The 18,474-nt window shown below is 49.0% G+C and carries 8 protein-coding genes; all 8 read right to left on the reverse strand.

The annotated features are described in order from the left end of the window. Window positions 1–23: 23 nt before the first annotated feature. The gene (locus AC0THY_RS18895; protein WP_489992129.1) at window positions 24–6,176 is read right to left on the reverse strand and encodes a family 78 glycoside hydrolase catalytic domain; all 6,153 of its coding nucleotides are present in this window, start codon (window positions 6,174–6,176) and stop codon (window positions 24–26) included. A gap of 383 nt (window positions 6,177–6,559) precedes the next feature. Next, window positions 6,560–8,206 carry a glycoside hydrolase family 43 protein gene (locus AC0THY_RS18900; RefSeq protein WP_489992130.1) on the reverse strand — a complete coding sequence of 549 codons (1,647 nt, stop codon included), beginning with the start codon at window positions 8,204–8,206 and terminating at the stop codon, window positions 6,560–6,562. Further along, window positions 8,203–9,552 (reverse strand): glycoside hydrolase family 30 protein, encoded by a 1,350-nt coding sequence (locus AC0THY_RS18905; protein ID WP_489992131.1) that lies wholly within the window; start codon window positions 9,550–9,552, stop codon window positions 8,203–8,205. The genes AC0THY_RS18900 and AC0THY_RS18905 overlap by 4 nt, the downstream gene beginning before the upstream one ends. Before the next feature lie 34 nt (window positions 9,553–9,586). Beyond that, window positions 9,587–10,672 (reverse strand): trigger factor, encoded by a 1,086-nt coding sequence (tig, locus tag AC0THY_RS18910; protein WP_489992132.1) that lies wholly within the window; start codon window positions 10,670–10,672, stop codon window positions 9,587–9,589. 57 nt (window positions 10,673–10,729) lie between these two features. After that, complete coding sequence (locus AC0THY_RS18915) at window positions 10,730–11,569, reverse strand: carbohydrate ABC transporter permease (protein ID WP_489992133.1); 840 nt, start codon at window positions 11,567–11,569, stop codon at window positions 10,730–10,732. 22 nt (window positions 11,570–11,591) lie between these two features. Further along, window positions 11,592–12,464: a carbohydrate ABC transporter permease gene (locus AC0THY_RS18920; protein WP_489992134.1), complete on the reverse strand. Its 873-nt coding sequence runs from the start codon at window positions 12,462–12,464 to the stop codon at window positions 11,592–11,594. A 60-nt stretch (window positions 12,465–12,524) separates the two neighbouring features. Continuing rightward, the gene (locus tag AC0THY_RS18925; RefSeq protein ID WP_489992135.1) at window positions 12,525–13,943 is read right to left on the reverse strand and encodes an extracellular solute-binding protein; all 1,419 of its coding nucleotides are present in this window, start codon (window positions 13,941–13,943) and stop codon (window positions 12,525–12,527) included. A gap of 62 nt (window positions 13,944–14,005) precedes the next feature. Next, window positions 14,006–18,322, reverse strand: a complete 4,317-nt coding sequence (locus tag AC0THY_RS18930) for a glycoside hydrolase family 3 C-terminal domain-containing protein (protein WP_489992136.1) — start codon at window positions 18,320–18,322, stop codon at window positions 14,006–14,008. Window positions 18,323–18,474: the final 152 nt, after the last annotated feature.

Here is an 18,474-nt window from a genome sequence, read left to right on the forward strand (position 1 = left end):
GACCAGGTCGTTTTTGACATTTTTTATTTTTTGATCATTACAGTACTCTTCTGTCCCTTCCCCTTTAATATTTTTTTATAGGTTTTATGCTTAGAGGACGGTACTCGGATCACAGCGTTTTTATGGATGTTTCGAAATGTCTTTTTGCCGACAGATTTCAAAACCTTTGTCTGAATCTTTATACTCTTCAGCTTTTTCGCTCCCTCAAACGCGCTGGAACCTATGGTCTTGACATTCTTCCCAATGGTCACCTTTGTGAGTCTCTTATTGTTTCGGAATGCCTTGGACGCTACGGCAGTTACCTTATAGGTGTGATTCTGAATCCTCACAACAGACGGCACCACTGCACTTTTTAATGTTGCTTTCAGTGGTTTTACATAGGTCACAGTACCCTTTGTCACCGAGGCATCCGTCACCTTGTAATAACCGCTTCCTATCTTATATGTCTCTCCTTTTCTGGCAATTTTTTGTGTGGGAGGCTCTGGTTGACTCTTTTTCGTAAATCTGGCTTCCAGAGACAGATCTCCCACTGTTCCCTCCGGAATCTGTGTTATGTGGACTCCATCCAGATACCAGCCCTCAAAGATATATCCCTCTTTCTCCACCGGGCTCAGCCTTACCTGGTCCACTACTGTGTAGGTTGTCTTGTTTGTGTTGGCTCCCGCTATTCCAGTATAGGAAATCTTGTAAATATTCATCTGATATTGGGCTGTCACTACCATCTCTCTGCGAATATCTGTAAATGTCTGATCCCATCCTGTGAACGTATAGCCTCGTTTTTCCGGATTTCTTGGCGCCTGGGCAGCTTTTCCGGCCTCTACCATGCCGGATTTTAAGACAGTACCATCTGCATCCGCAAAGGTCACCTTAAACCCATTCAGTTCCTCAATATTTCTGCTCTGTGTCCTGCCACATACACTGCAGGAGCTGACCTCTATACCCGGGATGCCAAAGTCCGGTGCCACGAGAATGCTCCACTCACCAAACGTATGATCCAGCATGGGGATTACTTCTGTCTTTACTGTTTGCTGACAGTTGCTGCATACCCAAATCTTCAGTCCCGTCTGTGTACAGGTGGGTTCTGCCTTGATCTGCTCCACCAGATTGCTGTGTTTGCACTCCACATAAACCAATTCTCCGATAGCTGTCTCCAAAGCCTTGGCCGCCGTCTCGTACTCTGAGGCAAGAGAGTCCTCAGCCCCAAGGACTTCCTGGGCTTTCTGCAGAGCAATGTCCATCTTCTCCAGACTGTCATCCGAGTAATGTTCTCTGTCGACTTTAAGCGCGGACGCAATGAGCTGCTTTAGCTCTTCCTTCATTTCCGGGGTGGGCATCCCGTCCTTAAGAACGATGATGTCCGCTTTTGCAGTAACCGGTGAATCCGCGTTGTTCTTGTAATAGATGCTCTCCTCAATCTCTCCGATAAACGTATAACGACCGGGTACCGTTGCGCTGTAGTCTTCCGGCGCGGTCCATGTTACAGCCGCTCTTCTCTGTCTGCCGTCATTTAAGTAAATATTGACTGTTCCCGGAAGTTTTGAGAGCGCTTCCGCCACGTCTGTCCCGTAGACAGCATAGTGATCCGCTACTGCTTCCGTCCCCTCAATCATCGGGCAATCTTTTACGACTACTGTGACAGAGCCCTCTGTATTGTCCGGGTTCACAATAGGAGTCTCATAAATCAGGCTTCCTGTGAATGTGTAGCTTCCTGCTTTCAGGCCATTGTAGCTGCCCTTCCATTCAACCCCCAGCTCCTTTGTGCTCTTATCGCCTAAATTGACCTGAAGCGTTGCCGGAAGTCCAATGTTCTCAAAAGTAGTGCCAAAGTCAACGGTGATGTCCTGCAATTTTTCTACTGAGACAATCGGGATTCCCTCGCCTTTGATCAGCTCCATGATATTTTCCAGTTCCTTCACTGCCCTCTTAACCGCATCCGCGTCCGCCTGCTGGTTGTTGGCCACATCCACTGCGTTTTTCTTCGCGGTCTCAAATTTCTCCTTTAATTCCCGGGAAGCGTTTTGGAATGCCTCAGAATTGGCAAACTCCTCCGCCTCCAAAATGATTTTGTTCAGCTCGCTCTTGTCCACAGAGAGGTATATAGCCATTTCCGCCAGCTGGAAGTAGTGAATTTCCCCCGCGGGCGGCTCTCCCACCTTGGTCACATGTATGCGTACATTTCTCGCCTCTACCTCCTCGTCCAGAAAGATAACCGCCGGTTTGCCCTCAGGTGCAGTATAGTCCTTAAAGGATGCCACGGTTTTATACTGGCTTTCCCCTTCTTTACACACCTCCACTGTAAAATCCTTGGGGAAGGATGCGGTCTTACCCTGTGCTGTGACTGCATCTGTTCTGGGATACAAGTTGATTTTATTCAGGAGAGTATTCTTCTGCAAGTCCACCTCCACCCAATGATCCACATCGGGGTTATCTCCTGATCCGTTTGAAGTATAACCAAGACTTCCGGCCACGGAGGTCAGCTTACCGTCTGTGAGTCTGTCGCTGCCCCAGTCGCTGTTGTTGATACTAGTGCTGGCCTTTACCGGTTTTCCCAGTGCCAGGTTTTGTTTCTGGATCAAACTACTCTTGAGACTCAGCTTCACATCCTTCTCCACTGTCACAGTGATGTCCTGCTCTGTGGATTCCACATCCCCGGCCCAGCCTGCAAACACAAAATCCTCATCATTCATAGGCTGTGCATGGAGCTTAATCTCATCCCCGGCATAAACAGTCTGTAAAATTGGAAGAGTCTGTAAGGGACCGCCGTTTATGGAAACCATATGTTTCTGATCCGTTTCCTGATCCAGGATATTCAGCATATATGCCTTGGGAGATACGGTTGTAAAATGATAGTTTCCCGATCCAGCACTGTATACCGCTTTTCCGCCTTCCATCTTCACAAAGGTGAGATTCTTATTTTCACTTGCCGCTTTACCACTCTCCTGAACTGTTGCTGCGTCCGCGGCAGGGATCGATATAGTAGCTGTTGTGTTCGCCGGGATGGTCACATCCATGGCAAGCGTACTATTGTCTGTATACCTCCAGTTGCTCACAATTTTTCCATACACGGAGTCAAAGGAAGCGTTGATATAGTCAAAACCGCCGCCCTGGCTTGGGTCAATGATGATATGTTTGTATCCGGGCTGTGTCTCATCGTAACGGATACCAGCAGCGTAATTGTAGAACCATTCCCCTACAGATCCTAGCGAGTAGTGGTTAAAAGAGTTCATCCCCACATAACCAAATGTCCCTGTTTCCCAGACGTAGGAATTCCAGCGCTCCCAAATGGTGGTAGCCCCTCCCTTAACACTGTACAGCCAGGATGGGTAGGTTTCCTGAAGCACCAGTTTATAGGCAACATCCCCATACCCCATCTCAGTCAGAATGGGACACAGGTATGCGACACCCATAAATCCTGTGGACAGATGCCAATTTCTCGCCTCAATATCTTCCACCAGATATTTTGCCGCTCTCTCCCTCTCCTCCTGGGTTTTAAGCAGGTCAAATTTCAGTGCGATCAGATAGCTGGTCTGGGTATTTCCCCTAATCCTACCATCCTCAGCAACAAATTCTTCATTAAAATCCTTCCGGATTCTCTCAAATAAATCCTGATAATAGGCTGCATCCTCCGTCTCCCCGATGACCGCTGCCATCTTTGCAAGGAGGCTGGTTGAATAAGCAAAGTAGCCTGTGTTGGTCACCTCCCGGGGCGTATCCACTGTACTCAGCCAGTCGCCGTAATTATTGCCCGCGCTCTCAATTATGAGGTTCTTCTCCACCTTGTCATGCCCATTTTTATCCTTGCCAGACTGAACCTCATAATAGCCTATCCACTTTTTCATGGCGTCATAACACTGTCTGATGATATCCGTGTCCCCGTAAGTGGTATACATAGTCCAGGGGATAATCACAACGCCGTCTCCCCAGCCCGCTGCACCAAAGGAGCCGCTCATCCCGTCTCCCGGGGTCACATAATTCGGAGTCCAGTCTGCGATCTGTCCGTCAGCCCTCTGGTTGCTTGTAACATCCATCAGAAATTTCTTAAAGAACTGGTTCACGTCCCGGTTCATGGATGCAGTACGCACAAACACCTGGGAATCCCCTGTATAACCAAGCCGCTCATCGCGCTGGGGGCAGTCTGTGGGCACACTGATAAAGTTGTCCAGCTGGCCCCAATTGATATTGCTTTGAAGCTGGTTTACCAGATCATTGGAGCTCTCAAAGTTTCCTGTCTGCTCCTGCAGTGAGCTGATGGCAACTGCCGTGATGTCATCCTCCGTAAGCTCGCCCGGATATCCGGTTACCTCCATGTACTGAAAGCCGTGGAAGGTAAAACGGGGTTTCCACATTTCCCCGCCCTCATCCCCCTTCAGGGTATAATAATCGGTTGCGGCTGCGGACCTTAGATTGTCCGTATACAGACTGCCGTCCTTCAGCATCTCTCCAAAGCGCAGCTTCACCTTCGTGCCTGCTGTTCCTTTCACCTTCAGCTTAGCGTATCCCGACATATTCTGTCCAAAGTTAATGATGTAGGCATCGCCCTTTTTGGTGATCTCCTTGGGTTTAAATTCCTGAATTTCTCTGACCGCGGGACCCATCTGGGCTACAATATCCCCTGCATAGCTGCCCACTGCAGGCGCTCTCCAGCTGCTGTCCTCCTGATAGCCTGTCTCTGACCAGCCAGTCTTTTCCTTTCTGGCATCATAGGTTTCACCGTTCTGGAAATCATCCTCCAGAATAGGACCCGTCCCGCTGATTTTCCACGACTCATCGGTAGGAATGACCGCTGTCGTCCCGTCCTCATATTCCAGCTTCAGCTCAGCCAGGAACTTTGAGCCCTTTCCGTAACGGTTATTCCCGCCTACAAACAGCTTGCCTGAGTACCATCCGTGACCGGTAACGGCTCCAATGACGTTTGATCCTTTTTTTACCAGGTCCGTCACATCAAAGGTCTGGTACATTACATAATTGTTGTTGTCCTGATTCAGCTCATAGTTTGTCCAGCCCGGGTTAAATAAGTCGTGGCTGATCTTTTCCCCGTTAACCTCCATCTCATAGATTCCCAGTGCTGTGGCGTAAACCGTGGCTTTTTTGATCTCTTTGTCCGCCTGAAACTCTTTCCGGTACATAGGAGCGGAGTTGGTTTTGTCTTTCTGAAGCTGCAGCACATTTACAACATAGAGTTCCCCGTTTCGGATCTCCCCAAATCCAAAGTTGGGGTTGGATGGATCATCAAAACAGTCCTCAAAAAGTGTGGCGTCTGTGTCCATATCCTTAATCACAATATTATCATAGGCCGCCTGCTCATCACAGTCATTCGCAACCGTCGTATGGCGAAAGCCTATTTTTCCGTAGGCCGCATGTTCATTTGTTCTCTTGTCAATCTGCGTGCCGTTTAAGAATGTAGTGATCTCCTTACCCCTCACCTCAATCCTCATGTGGTGTTTGGTATTGAAATATGCATCCTTCCCAATCAGACCGGGAGCAAGGTCATCAATTTTCGCTTCAAAAAAGCAGCTCGCCTGTCCATTCACCCACTGGTGGGGACGGAAGCTCATGGCGCCGTTAAACTTTTTTTCAAAGGTGTTAATCTGCCACATCAGAAAGTTATTCGTGTCCTTCCCTGCAAAAAGGAAGCCTGCATCGTCTTTAATCAGATTAAAGTCAAAATCAATGCTGTAATTTTCCGGTTTCTCCCCGCTTTCATCGGCGATCTCGATCCACTTGGCCGTCCACTCCTGACCCATCTTCCCGGTTTCCCAGTACGCCTCCTCTGTGGAGGATGCGGTGTTTCCCTTATTATCAGAAACACTTACCTTCCAGTAATACCTCTGCCCAGGAGTCAATGCCTTCCCGGCATAGAGAACCTCAACCGATGCATCGCTCTCCACCTCTTTGCTGTCCCACACATCGTACTCACCGGCAGCTAGTTTTTCTCTGCTGGATGAGGCCATGATCCGATAGGAGGCCTGTAGTACGCTGTTCTCTTTAGATTCCAGTTTCCAGCTAAAGCGCGGTTTGGGCACATCCAGCCCGATTGGATTTACTGTATATTCACACTCCAATCCTGTCACCTTCAGCGTATTCTCTGCCGCCTCCGCTTTTATATCGATACCTGCAAAGAGCTGCAGTACCATGCAGAGTGTCAAAATCCATGCAATTATACCCTTTTTTTTCATATGATAACATCGTCCCTTTCTTTTACTCTATCTTTTCTCTCTCTTTTGCCGCCAGGCTGCCTGATTACAGATACTATCCCTCCTCTCTTTTGCTTACAGCCTGCTTCCTGATCTATTCACACCAGGTATGCAGCATCTATCTCTAATGTGATTCCACAGAAGATTCTGTTTTTCATAGGAACTTATACGTTATTTTGTATACTTTACTTACTTCATTTTAAATTTATATATGTATATTTCATAGAGTAATTTTTTAGGATTTCGGGTATTATATTTGGATTACCTAACTTTTATTCATAATCAACATAGCTTATTTGTTTTTTCCACAATTTCACTTTACAGATAAAAACTCATTAACATAGTAAAAGAAGTTCACGTTACGTCTAAACTTCGTCTTCCTTATCCCACACAAAATACTCGAAGAAATCAAAGTCAGCCCACCGCTCATGCTTCATGGTATCCACACAGATCATCCCCGCCATTGTTCCGGTAAACTCTCCATATTTGCAGTATTCATCGGAGAGTCTGGATGTATCAAAGTCCGGTCCGATTCTCTCATACTTTCTCCCGTCAAGCCCCCATGTAAAGCATGTCTTCCGTCCTGAGATACGAAGGCGCAGATAAATGGGCTCCTCCCCCACAGGCACCCTGGAATCCTGATATTCCGTCTTTTCCCCGTTTTCCAACCGGATGATGGAGAGGGCGCTCTGCCCCAGGGTCTCACTGTAATATTTCCGCAGATACAGATAGTTCATGTTGTCATAATATAAAATCAGTCCCGCGCTGTGCTGGTACACCTTTGGGGTATACTCCATCTTTACGGTTACCTGGGCATTTACACTTGTCAGCTTTCTGGCCAGAAGACTAACTTTATTTAAGGAACAGGCAGATTCCCCGCCCCGAATCCTCACATACCCAGGTCTGGCCTTCACATCCGCAAAACGCTTTGGCATGATTCTGGGGGAGTAATAGCAGTTACCCAGCTTGCAATCCGTAAAATCATCCCGGGGCTCTGCCTGCTTTACCACCGATGGAGAAAGGCAGCTCTCCTTCACCTCCGTTTTCGCCAAATTTGATCCATCCTCCATGCGAAGCCATCCATCCCTGGTCCACTTCATTCTCTGAATCCCGGTTTCACGCCCAAGAGTGCATCTCAATTCCGGAAGAAAGGGCCTGGATGCCAGATGAACCAGATACACCTCCCCCTGGGGTGTCTCCACAAAGCTTCCGTGGCCTGCCTTCTGCAGCTCTGACCCGGGATAAAAATACTGTGGCTTTAAATGGTCCGGGTCCAGCCGCTCATGGGAGAGCCCCGGATTGGAGGTAACAATTGGATTTGCGGGATCTCCCTCATAGGGACCCCATACATGCTTTGCCCGCCCCATGGTGACACAGTGGTTGTATCCGGTTCCTCCCTCCGCGCACATAAGGTAATACCAGTCCCCCCGCTGATACAGATGGGGTGCCTCGAGGCATCCCCGGTCAGTCCCTCCCCGCCAGATGCGTTTCGGGTAGCCTGCCACGGCCTTCGCCCTCGGGTCATATTCCACCAGACAGATTTCCCCGGGCTTTTCATACCCCTCTCTCGTTTCCCACTCCAGAGATACCACCCACTTCTTTCCGTTCCTGTCATGCAGGATGGAGGCGTCAAAGCCTGCTGAGTGCAGGTATACGGGTTCGCTCCATGGCCCGGTAATCTCCCTGGCAGTGATCAAAAAATTGTCCACGTCAAAGTATCTGGCGTTCATGGAATTCATCACACCGTAAATTACATAGAACAAGTCCTCCTCCTGACAATAAGTCAGACAGGGTGCCCAGATCCCCTTGGAGGAGGGCAGCTTCCTCAAATCCACAGTCTGGTCATCGGTCAGTACGTGGGTGTATAGCTCCCAGTTTTTTAAATCCTTTGAGTGGTACACAGGCAGTCCCGGAAACCATTCAAAAGAAGATACGATCACATAGTAGTCCTCCCCTTTTCTGCAGATACACGGGTCAGGGTTAAATCCCGGAAAAATTGGGTTTTTTATCATGGCTGCTTCTCTCCTTTTATCACACAACTTAAAATTGCACCTGGTTTCATCTCAAACCCGGCTGCCATTTGATTGATGCGCAGTACGCAGGGCAGGGTCTTATCCGTTTTATTTAGCAGGATCAACACGTTCTCTCCATCCGGGTTTTTCCATGCGGTCACGTCCAGACTGTCCGTGTATCCTGTGTATGCCATTCGCACGGCCCCCGGCCTTATAAAGTGGGCAAAATGCCAGTAATAGCGCAGAATCCTCCTCTCCTCCAAAACCTTTGAATCCTCATGAAACAGGTAGGGAGCATCACAGAAATTTCCCACATGGTTGGGACCTCCCTCCCCGTCTAACAAAATATTCCAGTCATAAAAGGCACTCATCCCATGGTTTAGATTGCCGATCATATCATGGGCCAGCTTTCCCGCATTTTCCCCGGCTCCGGCAATCCCATATTTACAAAATTCCAGGCAGCTCTCAGAAAGGATCAGCTTTTTGTCCGGATACCGCTGACGTATCAAGTCCAGAGCCTCGAAATGGTCCCCGCTGTACCAGTGAAATGCCACGCCTGTGACCATCCGGTCTGTCTGGTGGTCCAGAATGTCTCTGGCTCTCTCAAAGGCCCGCTCCTTATTGTGGTCCCAGATAAAAATTTCCACATCTTTAAGCCCCCATTTTTTCAACGCTGGATAGAGGTAATCCCGTAAAAACTCTTTTTCCTCCCGTGCTGTGTACACGCAGGAGTCCCAGGTCTGAACCGCCTTGGGCTCGTTCTGCACACTCATCCGCACCACCTCATATCCCCGGTCCCGAAATTCCCGGATATAGCGGCAGAGATAGTCTGCCCAGCGTTCCCGGAACTCCCTTTTCAGGGAACCCCCGTGTTTTCTCTCCCCGTTCGTTTTCATGAAGGGAGGCGGCGACCAGGCCGTGAGCATGATCTTCAGCTTCTTCCCCGCCGCCTTCTGGGCCGCGTCCAGCAGAGGCAGAATATGCCGCTCCGTATCCGCAAAGGAAAAGCTCTCCAGGTTTTCATCCCACTCATCCTCCACCGCAGAATAGAGATGGGTGGAAAAATCACAGCTGTCTGCATGAACCCGCACCATCTGGTAATTCATGTTCTCCCGGCCAAAATACATGCGGACCACCTGCTCCTGCTGCTCTTTGTTCATCTCAGAATACACATATCCCGCCGCGTCCGTGATTGCGCCGCCAAATCCCTCCAGGTTCTGGTAGGTTATCTCCGGGTAAAGGTTAATCACATGATTCTCCTCCCCCATATCTTCCTGAAAGACTACTTCCTGTATACGGGTTTCCAATTTCTCCTGACCGGTACTGCTTATGATTTCCAATCTCATGAGTATACTCCTCCTTCTCAGCTATTCGCCCGGATCACTTATCCACTTTGCTGCACGCATCCAGCATAATCTGTGCAGCGCAGGCCTTCTGCACAGTTGCGGTTATACGCTGGGCGGTTGCACCGTCCGTCAGCGCCTCCTCCTGATTGACGTATCCCAGGCTTTCCAGAATCTCTTCTTGCTTTTGCTGATACATACTGTTTGCAGGGTCAATCCCCTCCTTTTCACAGATCGCAGCGGAGATCAGCACATAGTCCACATCTATCTTTGCAATTTCCGTTAAGTCCTCCTCTGTGATTTTGCAGCTGTCCAGTACTTCTTCGAAGGTCATATCCAGCGTATCCGCATATTGCTGATACACGGTCCGCTCAAGTTCCATCCAGCTCTCCAGCATATCTTTTGGATACTGCACAATCCGGCAGTTTTGCAGAACTTCTTCCCAGAGCTGCGCTTCCAGCTGGGCCTGTCCGCTTTTTTCCTTTTCCTCCTCCAGCCTGGCCCGGATGCTGCCTTCATATTCTTCCACTGTGTCATAGCCGCAATATTCCTTTGCCCAGTCATTCGCTGCTGCCTTAAGCGGACGCTTTATGCTGTTTATCTTTACGGTAAATTCTGCCTTCTTTCCCCTCATTCCCTCCGGGCTGTAGTCCTCCGGGAAGGTCACAGAGACATTCTTCTCCTGCCCGTTCCCGCACCCCAAAAGCTGATCCTCAAAGCCTTGTACAAAACTGCCAGATCCAATTTTCAAATCGTAGTCCTGGTTTTCTCCTCCCTGGAACGACTTTCCTTCTATACTGCCCTTATAGTCAATATTTACAATATCGCCATTCTCCACAGTCCCGTCTGCGATCTCCGGAGCCGTTTTCTCCAGCTCCCGCATAATTTCTGCGTGGATCTCCTCCTCTTTGACCGTGTACTCCGGCCTTTCCACTGACAGGCCCCTGTAGGCTCCCAGCTCCACAAACGCCTCCAGGCCCTTCTTCTCCACCGATGCCTCCGTCACAGGAATCTCTGCCCTAGCGGTAATCTCTGTGCCTGCTTTGTCCCCGGAGCATCCGGTTATGTACAGTGCGGCCCATACGCTTAATAAAATACCTGCCCATACTCTTCCAGTTTTCATAAATGTTCTCCTCTCCTTAGAGCTGCAGATTCCAAATCTTATCCTTGTTCGGGTAACCTATCCCTTCACCGCTCCCAAAGCCGCTCCCTTGGTAATGTGCTTATTCAACAGCACATATACCACAACCGCAGGCATTGCCGTGAGCGCCATCACCGCAAACTGTACGGAATAGTTGGAAGAATACTGCCCCGTAAACTCCAAAACAGAGAACGGAAGCGTCTTCCACTTATTACTGCTCAGATAAGTGCTGGCCATCATAAACTCATTCCAGTTATTCAGGAACGTCATAATTGCCACGGTTGCCATAGAAGATTTCATAAGCGGTGTGATAATGCTTCCTATAATCCGGTAAATCCCGCACCCATCCATAATGGCAGCCTCCTCTAATTCCCGTGGAATGGACTCCATAAAACTGCAAGTCAGAAAAAGGCCCTGAGGCAGTGAAAATGCCACATAGGGAATCAATAGCGCCCAGAAGGTATCCGTAATCCCCACCTTGTCATAAATCACATAGTTTGGCAGCAAAGTTGCGTGAATAGGAATCATCATTCCCAAGAGCAGCAGGGTTTTTACCAGCCCGCTCAGCTTCCATTTCATCCTGGTAATTGCGTACGCAGAGATAATGGATATGACAATCACAAGCACTACAGCGGTTACATTAATAACTACGCTGTTTCTTAAATAGAGCAGGAAGTGTCCGTCCACAAAAGCAGTCACATAATTGTCCAGCCGCAGCTTTTCAGGAATAATCAACAGGCCGTTTGTAAACATTTCATTACTGCTCGCAACTGAGAAGTCCAGCAGCCATACCAGCGGGAAAATCTGTATCACTGCCATGATTATAAGGCAGACGTATAAAAGCACTCTTTTCCAGGTTAATTTCTTTTTTGTATCCATTTGTTTCATCCTCCCACCCCCTCTATGTATTCTTCTCTGCAAAAATGCGGTTTAATACCACTGTGGAAATCAGGCAGATAACGATAAACGCCACACTGATGGTATTTCCATATCCGTACTTAAAGGAGTTAAATGCCTGTTTATACAGATAGTTAGCCATAAACTGTGTCTGATTTCCTGGTCCCCCGTTTGTCAGCAGATACACGGTTTCCATCTGCTTCAGGGCTGAAATCACAGCCATAGTCACATTCACCTGGATCACCGGCTTCATCAGGGGCAGAGTGATCCGCAAAAATGCCTGTCCCCCTGTGGCCCCATCGATGGCAGCCGCCTCATAGAGCACCGGATCAATATTTTTGATACCTGTATAGTAAATCAGCATGCCCCATCCAAAACCATGCCAGATCAGGACGATCAGCACCGACCAGATTGCTGTCCCGGAGCCCAGCCAATTGATTTCCTCTGTCACTCCAAAAATCTTCAATATATTATTCAGCAGTCCAAAATTAGGATTGTAGATAAATTTCCACAGATACGCAATGACTGCCACAGATATTACATTCGGTATAAAATAAATGCAGCGGAAAATCCCCTCCGCCTTGTTCTGCATTTTGTCCAGAATTGCCGCTGTTATCATGGCAAGGGGATGCTGGATGACAATAAAGCCTGCTGCCAGCAGCAGGGAATTGCGCAGAGAGATCCAAAATCCTCCATCCTGAAACATCTCCTTATAATTTGACAGCCCGTTGAAGGTTGCTGTCCCCATCCCGCTGAAATCCGTAAAGCTGTAGTATACACTCAGACATATGGGTGCCAGAATCGCCAGCAAAAATGTCAGAATGCCCGGAAGTACAAGGCTGAAAATCACTTTTTTATTGCTGTAAATCTTTGTCATAATTACACCTCTTCCCTTTGCCAGGGGCGCAGTCTGTGCGGCTGCGCCCCGTCTTTTTCTTTATTTTGCAGCTGCTGCTCCCAGCTGTGAAATAAAGTCTTCCGGGGTAACCATTCCGATGGCCAGCTCTGCGGATAAATCCTCACTGTTGGTTTTAAACTCAGCGTTCCCAAGGTCATTGAAGGTAACACCTGTAATGCTGGTTGCGCTGTCTATGATATCAGTAAACGCAAGCTGAACATCTGTCTCCGAACCGGTTAGGAAATCAGAGTAATTCTGCGCTGACATACACACACCATTCTCCCATGCAATCTTTGACCAGTTCTCCGGCAGGAACATGTAGTTCAAAAGCTTGACCGCCTCTTCCTTCACGGCTGAATTCTCTGTAACTGCGTAACCACCTCCGTTCCAGGCTGCAATGTCCGTCACCTTGCTGGCCGATGCATCCACCACCGGCATCATAAATACGCCGATATTGCTTCGCACATCCTCCGCCACATCCTCATTGGTCGCCATGGACATTTCCCAGCTTCCCATGTAGAACATGGCTGCCTGTCCGTTGGCAAAGAGGTTCATGGAGGTCCCGTAGTCTGTGGTCTCAAAGCCACTCTGGAACATACCTGCATCCACGGTCTCCCGCAGCAGCTGGGCTGCCTCTAAGTAGGCCTCATTGCCAAAATCGCCGGTGCTTACAGAGTTTCTCACATCCTGCTGGCTGTCGCCTAATATTTTGGTTACAATATCCTGATAGTAAATGGAGATGGGCCACTTGTCCGCTCCGTCCATGCTGCAGGGAATCAAACCCGTGCCAGAGATATCCTTTGCCAGCTGAATCAACTCGTCATAGGTCTGGGGCACTTCCCAGTTGTTCTCGTCAAACATAGCTTTGTTGTAATAGAAAGCCATAACATCCGTATTTCTTGGAAGTCCGTAGAGCTTTCCATCCTTGCCAAATCCGTCCAGAGATCCGGACAGGAACCCATAGTCAGCGTAGTCGTCCGTGTTCAGCTCTGCCAAAAGGCCCTCTGCGATCACCTCATCCAAAAAAGAGGGATGTCCCCAAACATTTACCAGATCCGGCATCCCGCTTCCGGACGCATAGGCTTTAAATTTTGTTTTGTACGCCTCATCATCCAACGCCTCGACTTCTATTGTGATATTGGGATTTTCCTCCATATACTGGTCAAAGAGGGTCTGCTCCACAAATCCCTGTCCTGATTTACGGTCAGTCAGATTTGAGAACACCTTAATGGTCACAGGCTCTGCGCCGACATCATTGCTTTCCTTTCCCTCCGTTTCTCCTGCTCCCTCCATCGTTTTGTCTGCGTCCGTGTCCGGAGATACCGCTGATTCTGCTGTGGTGCTCCCAGTATCGCTCTTTCCCTCCGTGGCCCCTGTCTGCGAACTGTTTCCGCAGGCCGCCAATGAAACTGCCAGTGCCGCTGATAATAAAATACTAACCACTTTCTTTTTCATCATTAAATCCTCCTGTCTTGTTTCTGCCAGGCGGCCCCTTTGGCCGCCCGGTTGGTTTCCATTTACTAATTCTTTATGGTTACAGAGCTCTTCTGTCCTTTGCTTTTAAAGAGTGTCTTATATTTCTTCACCTTGGACGCGGGTACCTTGACTACTGCTTTTTTGTAGATTCCTCTCAGCGCTTTACTGCCCACTTTTGTGAGTTTTTTGGATGTAATGGTGATCCTCTTTAATCTCGAACAGCCTGCAAAGGCTTCTTTCCCAATACTTCTCACATTTGTGCCAACCTTAACGGTTGTGAGCTTTTTGTTATTTTTAAATGCTTTTGCCTCGATAGCTGTCACCTTATAGGTTCTTCCACTGATCTTTACTGTGGTTGGAATACGGATTGTCTTCTCCGTCTTCTTGGCCGGCTTTACTACGGATACAGTCTTCTGCACAGAGGATGTCACTTTGTAGGTAAGTCTTCCCGCAGTTGCCCTCTGTCCCTTTTTCAGTTCCAGATCGTTTACCGCATCGTTTAGGGATTTCGCGATCACATCCACCACGCCCTGAAGCTCTCTCCCAGGCCCGGCTGAACTCATCTTTTCTGCAATCGCAAGCGCCTCATCCATGTGCGCTAAGGATTCTTTCGTATACTGGCTGCGTTTCACTTCCTTGGCTTTCTGTATTGCCTGCGCCAGAGCCGTCACATCTGCAGACGCTGCCGCTGTCCCAGCAGGTTTTAAACCGGTCAGCGCATCTACCAGAGAGGCTGCTGCTTTATTAATCTCCTCCTGGGATGCAGAGGAGTTGTTCAAAACTTGTTTAGCTGCCTCCAAAGCCTGGGCTGCCTTTGCAAAGGATTCCTGTGTATAGCCACCTGATGCAAGGCTGCTTATCTTTTCCACGAGAGATGCCAGTACTGTTGTGTCTGTCTTTGCTCTCTGTGCCTTTTCAAACTGTATGGTATTGATTCTGGCATCCGCGTTTCTGAAAACCAGGTAAACATCATGTATACCAGCCAACTCACCATCCAGGTCTACTATCACATCCTGATAGCCCAGCTCCCGCACGGGAAGGTCTATGGCTGCATCCGGATCATCACCGTTTTCCAATGCCGTATAGCCGTTGACCGGTGTGATGCAAAAGTCAATTGTTCCGATCAACTCTCCGTCCACAGAATCTGCTCTCACCTCAATAGCGGAGTACTCGTTTCTGCTGGCCACATTCGTTTTTATGGCATTCACGCCATTTAGGTCCACATTCTTCATTGCCACCCAGGAGCCGTCCTGCTTTGCCATCACTGCATAGTATCCGGATGCCACATTGGCGGCTGCATTTTCTTTGTTGTCTCTGGAAGCGTTTGCCAGGGCCTCTGCTGTATGCGCCTTAGACACCTCACGGTACACCACTTCACTGCTGGCGAAGCTGCTGTCAAACACACTGACCGGCTGTGAGGCATCCAGGATGCCGATCTGTTCACCAGCCACAACCAGATTCCCCTGTGCCAGAATCTTGTCAGAGGCGCTTCCTGCCATCACCTGATAGTTACCTTCTTCAACCGTATACTTATGTCCGTTGGTGTTCCACACTGCAAAGTCATCGGCGTCTACAATCAATTCCACAGTCTTTGTCCTGCCCGCCTCCACAAATACTTTCTCAAAGGCAACCAGCTTGGTCTGGGGCGCGTACCCGCCGTAGGCAGAGTCCGGATTTGCCATGTAGATCTGAACCACCTCTGAGGTGCCGACTTTTCCGGTATTTGTCACGTCCACGGAAACCGAAAAGCTCTGTGTATCGCTTGTGATAGAATCTGGCACGCTCAGATTGCTGAAGGCAAAGTCTGAGTAAGTCAAGCCGCTTCCGAACGCATAGGTCACATCTTTTGTGTCTGTATACATGTAAGTCAATCCTGTCTCAGCAGGATCTGCATTTGTCATGTCTGTGGTAAATCTGGGATCTATGTTCTCCAGCGTCAGGCTGTTTCCCTCCGCAATAGAATACTCACTGATTCCTGGAAGAACATCATTGGTGTTGTACCAGGTAGCACTCAGCTTTCCCGTGGGGGCAACGTCTCCGTATACCACCTGTCCCAGGGCATAGCCGCCGTACTGTCCCGCATAGGGCTGCACCAGGATAGCTGCCACATTTTTGTTGTCCTTGATTTCCTGTATGATCTCTGGGTAGTTGGTCTGTACGATTACGATGGTCCTGCCAGGGTATGCCTTCGCCACATTTGCCACCTGCTCATACTGCCCCTCCCCTAAGTGAAGATCTGACCGGTCACATCCCTCGCCTGAGCTGTGCCTTGTGGGGGCTCCCACCACTACCACTGCATAGTCGCTGCCGCTTGCGATGGTTTCGCTGCCGTAATCGCTGACAATCTCCTCCGTAAACTTCGCTGCCTCTGTCCTCAGGGCTTTCGCTGTCTCTACGTTGGTCAGCTTGTCCGTAAAGCTTAGCTCGCCGCTGTCCTTTACCGCCATGTAGCGTCCATTCTGATAATATCCCTGGGTTGGCCCGCTGCCCATAAAGCTCTCGCTGAAGGACTCCATTACATAGGTTAGGGTATTGTCCTGGTTCTTCTCCACACGGAAGCGATACGGCATGGTAGTTGTGATATAGGTTGCACCAAGCTCTCCTGCAACCTGCTCCAGGGACTCGGTTCCGCTTGCCTCAATGCCGTTGAAGGTTCCGCCGCCTCCCCAGCCGCCGCCTGAAGTCACTCCCTTAAGCCACTTATCATTGTCCAGGCATTTGTAGGTATAACCTTCCTGTCCCCAGGAATACTTTTCAAATTTAGCCGCCTTTTCTTTATCCTCCACAGTCACCAGGGACTTACCGTCCTGGGACAGTGCGATATATGTTCCGTCTGAAGCCTTAATGTTGACGATCTGCCCGTCCGCACTGTACTTTACTTTATCCTCATCTGCCACTGCTTTGATCCCGGCTGCGGAGGAGTAGAGCGCATTTTCAATCTCAGGAGATTTACTTACCGCGTAAGTGGTCTTAAAGCGCGTGATCGACATGGGACCTGAGACATATACAGAGGCATCCTTATTGAGGGGAAGTACGTTCTTATCATTTTTCAGTAAAACGATGGATTCCTGGGCAGCTTTAAGGGCTACTTCCTGGTTGTACGTATTATTGAAGTCGTCTGTCCTGCCTACCCCCTTGGACTGATCGTAGAAGGGATAGTCTTCTATGTTCTCATTGAGCACACCACAGCGCACCAGCTGTCCGATCTGGTCTCTGGCTACCCTCTCCACATCCTCCCGGGTAACGCCGTATGTGCCGGCCTTCACCTGCTCCACCAAGGTCCAGAAGCTCTCGTCTCCCTGTCTCGTGGTGCTGGCTCCCGAGGAATTTGCAACCGCCATCATGGCGCCGATTGCAGAGTAATTGGAACCATGCTGATTTTCCGCTAAAACATATCCGGAGTCAAATCCATTTCCATAGGAACTCTGATTGCTCACAGAACCTGCATCCGTGACACTGAACAGACCATAGGGTGCGATGCTCTTTGCAAAATTGATCAGCGGGGAAATGATATTCGGAATTCCATTTGTCCTCCCATAAGAACTCATAAATCCGCTGACCGCACCTGACTCAAATCCTTTTAAAGCACTTTGGGGCTGATATTCCATCAGCGTTCTGGCGCTGGCATTATTGCTGGTGGTGGTGCGTAAGGTCTGTGCATTGTATGTGGTAAAATGCTTCGTGGTTACCACCGCCTTCTGCCAGAATCCATCCTTGTTTTCTTCAGCATTAATTCCCGAAACACCCGTTGCCATCTCATTTACCATGGTGGCTGCCAGATAGGGGTCCTCCGCAAATCCCTCATCGAAACGTCCGCTTAAGGGATTGATACGCAGGTCACTGGTAGCTGTACACGCCATGACATTGATATTGGACAGATCGCTGTAGTCTACTTTGTTGATCCGCTCATTTCCCAGAACATGCCCCACCTCTTCCACCAGATCTTTATTCCAGCTCTGTCCAAGACCTATGATGGCCGGGAAATCGGTTGACACACCCTGGACACAGTCCGTGAATGTCAGGGAACCTGGTATGGTTTTTCCCGCATTTTTTCCCTCTTTCAGCACATAGTCATATCGTGTATCAAAGGCGAACCTGGCGGAGCCTTCCAGCCCGATATAGTCAATCACTGCATCCAGGTATTGTTCATAGTGATCCGGATTTCCGTCAAACAACGGCATTCCAGCATATACATGGCCTGCCGGGGCAGGAGTAAACAGGATGGTGCTTTCCTCTTTCTGTGCCGCACCGGCAGCCTCTGTTCGAATGGGTGCTGCGTATCCCAGACTTCCCACAACCATTGCGGATGCCAGGATAAAGGACACTGTTTTTTTCGGCAAACTCATTGCCTTCCTTTTCATAAAGTTCCCTCCTTGTATTTGCAGAACTTAAAGTTCCGTATTTTTACTATTGAACCCGTGCACGTTTAGTTCTGATACTATTATCCTTTAGAACCGATTTTCCTTCCATGGGGATTTTTGACCGAAATGTTTAAAAAAAAGACCTCATGGTC

This window comes from Ruminococcus sp. 8Y-12 (assembly GCF_058119865.1).

Coding starts and splice junctions, on each gene's coding strand:
- AC0THY_RS18900 (WP_489992130.1), bottom strand. CDS start 8,206: ATGATAAAAAACCCAATTTTTCCGGGATTTAACCCTGACCCGTGTATC.
- AC0THY_RS18930 (WP_489992136.1), bottom strand. CDS start 18,322: ATGAAAAGGAAGGCAATGAGTTTGCCGAAAAAAACAGTGTCCTTTATC.
- AC0THY_RS18905 (WP_489992131.1), bottom strand. CDS start 9,552: ATGAGATTGGAAATCATAAGCAGTACCGGTCAGGAGAAATTGGAAACC.
- AC0THY_RS18925 (WP_489992135.1), bottom strand. CDS start 13,943: ATGATGAAAAAGAAAGTGGTTAGTATTTTATTATCAGCGGCACTGGCA.
- tig (WP_489992132.1), bottom strand. CDS start 10,672: ATGAAAACTGGAAGAGTATGGGCAGGTATTTTATTAAGCGTATGGGCC.
- AC0THY_RS18895 (WP_489992129.1), bottom strand. CDS start 6,176: ATGAAAAAAAAGGGTATAATTGCATGGATTTTGACACTCTGCATGGTA.
- AC0THY_RS18915 (WP_489992133.1), bottom strand. CDS start 11,569: ATGGATACAAAAAAGAAATTAACCTGGAAAAGAGTGCTTTTATACGTC.
- AC0THY_RS18920 (WP_489992134.1), bottom strand. CDS start 12,464: ATGACAAAGATTTACAGCAATAAAAAAGTGATTTTCAGCCTTGTACTT.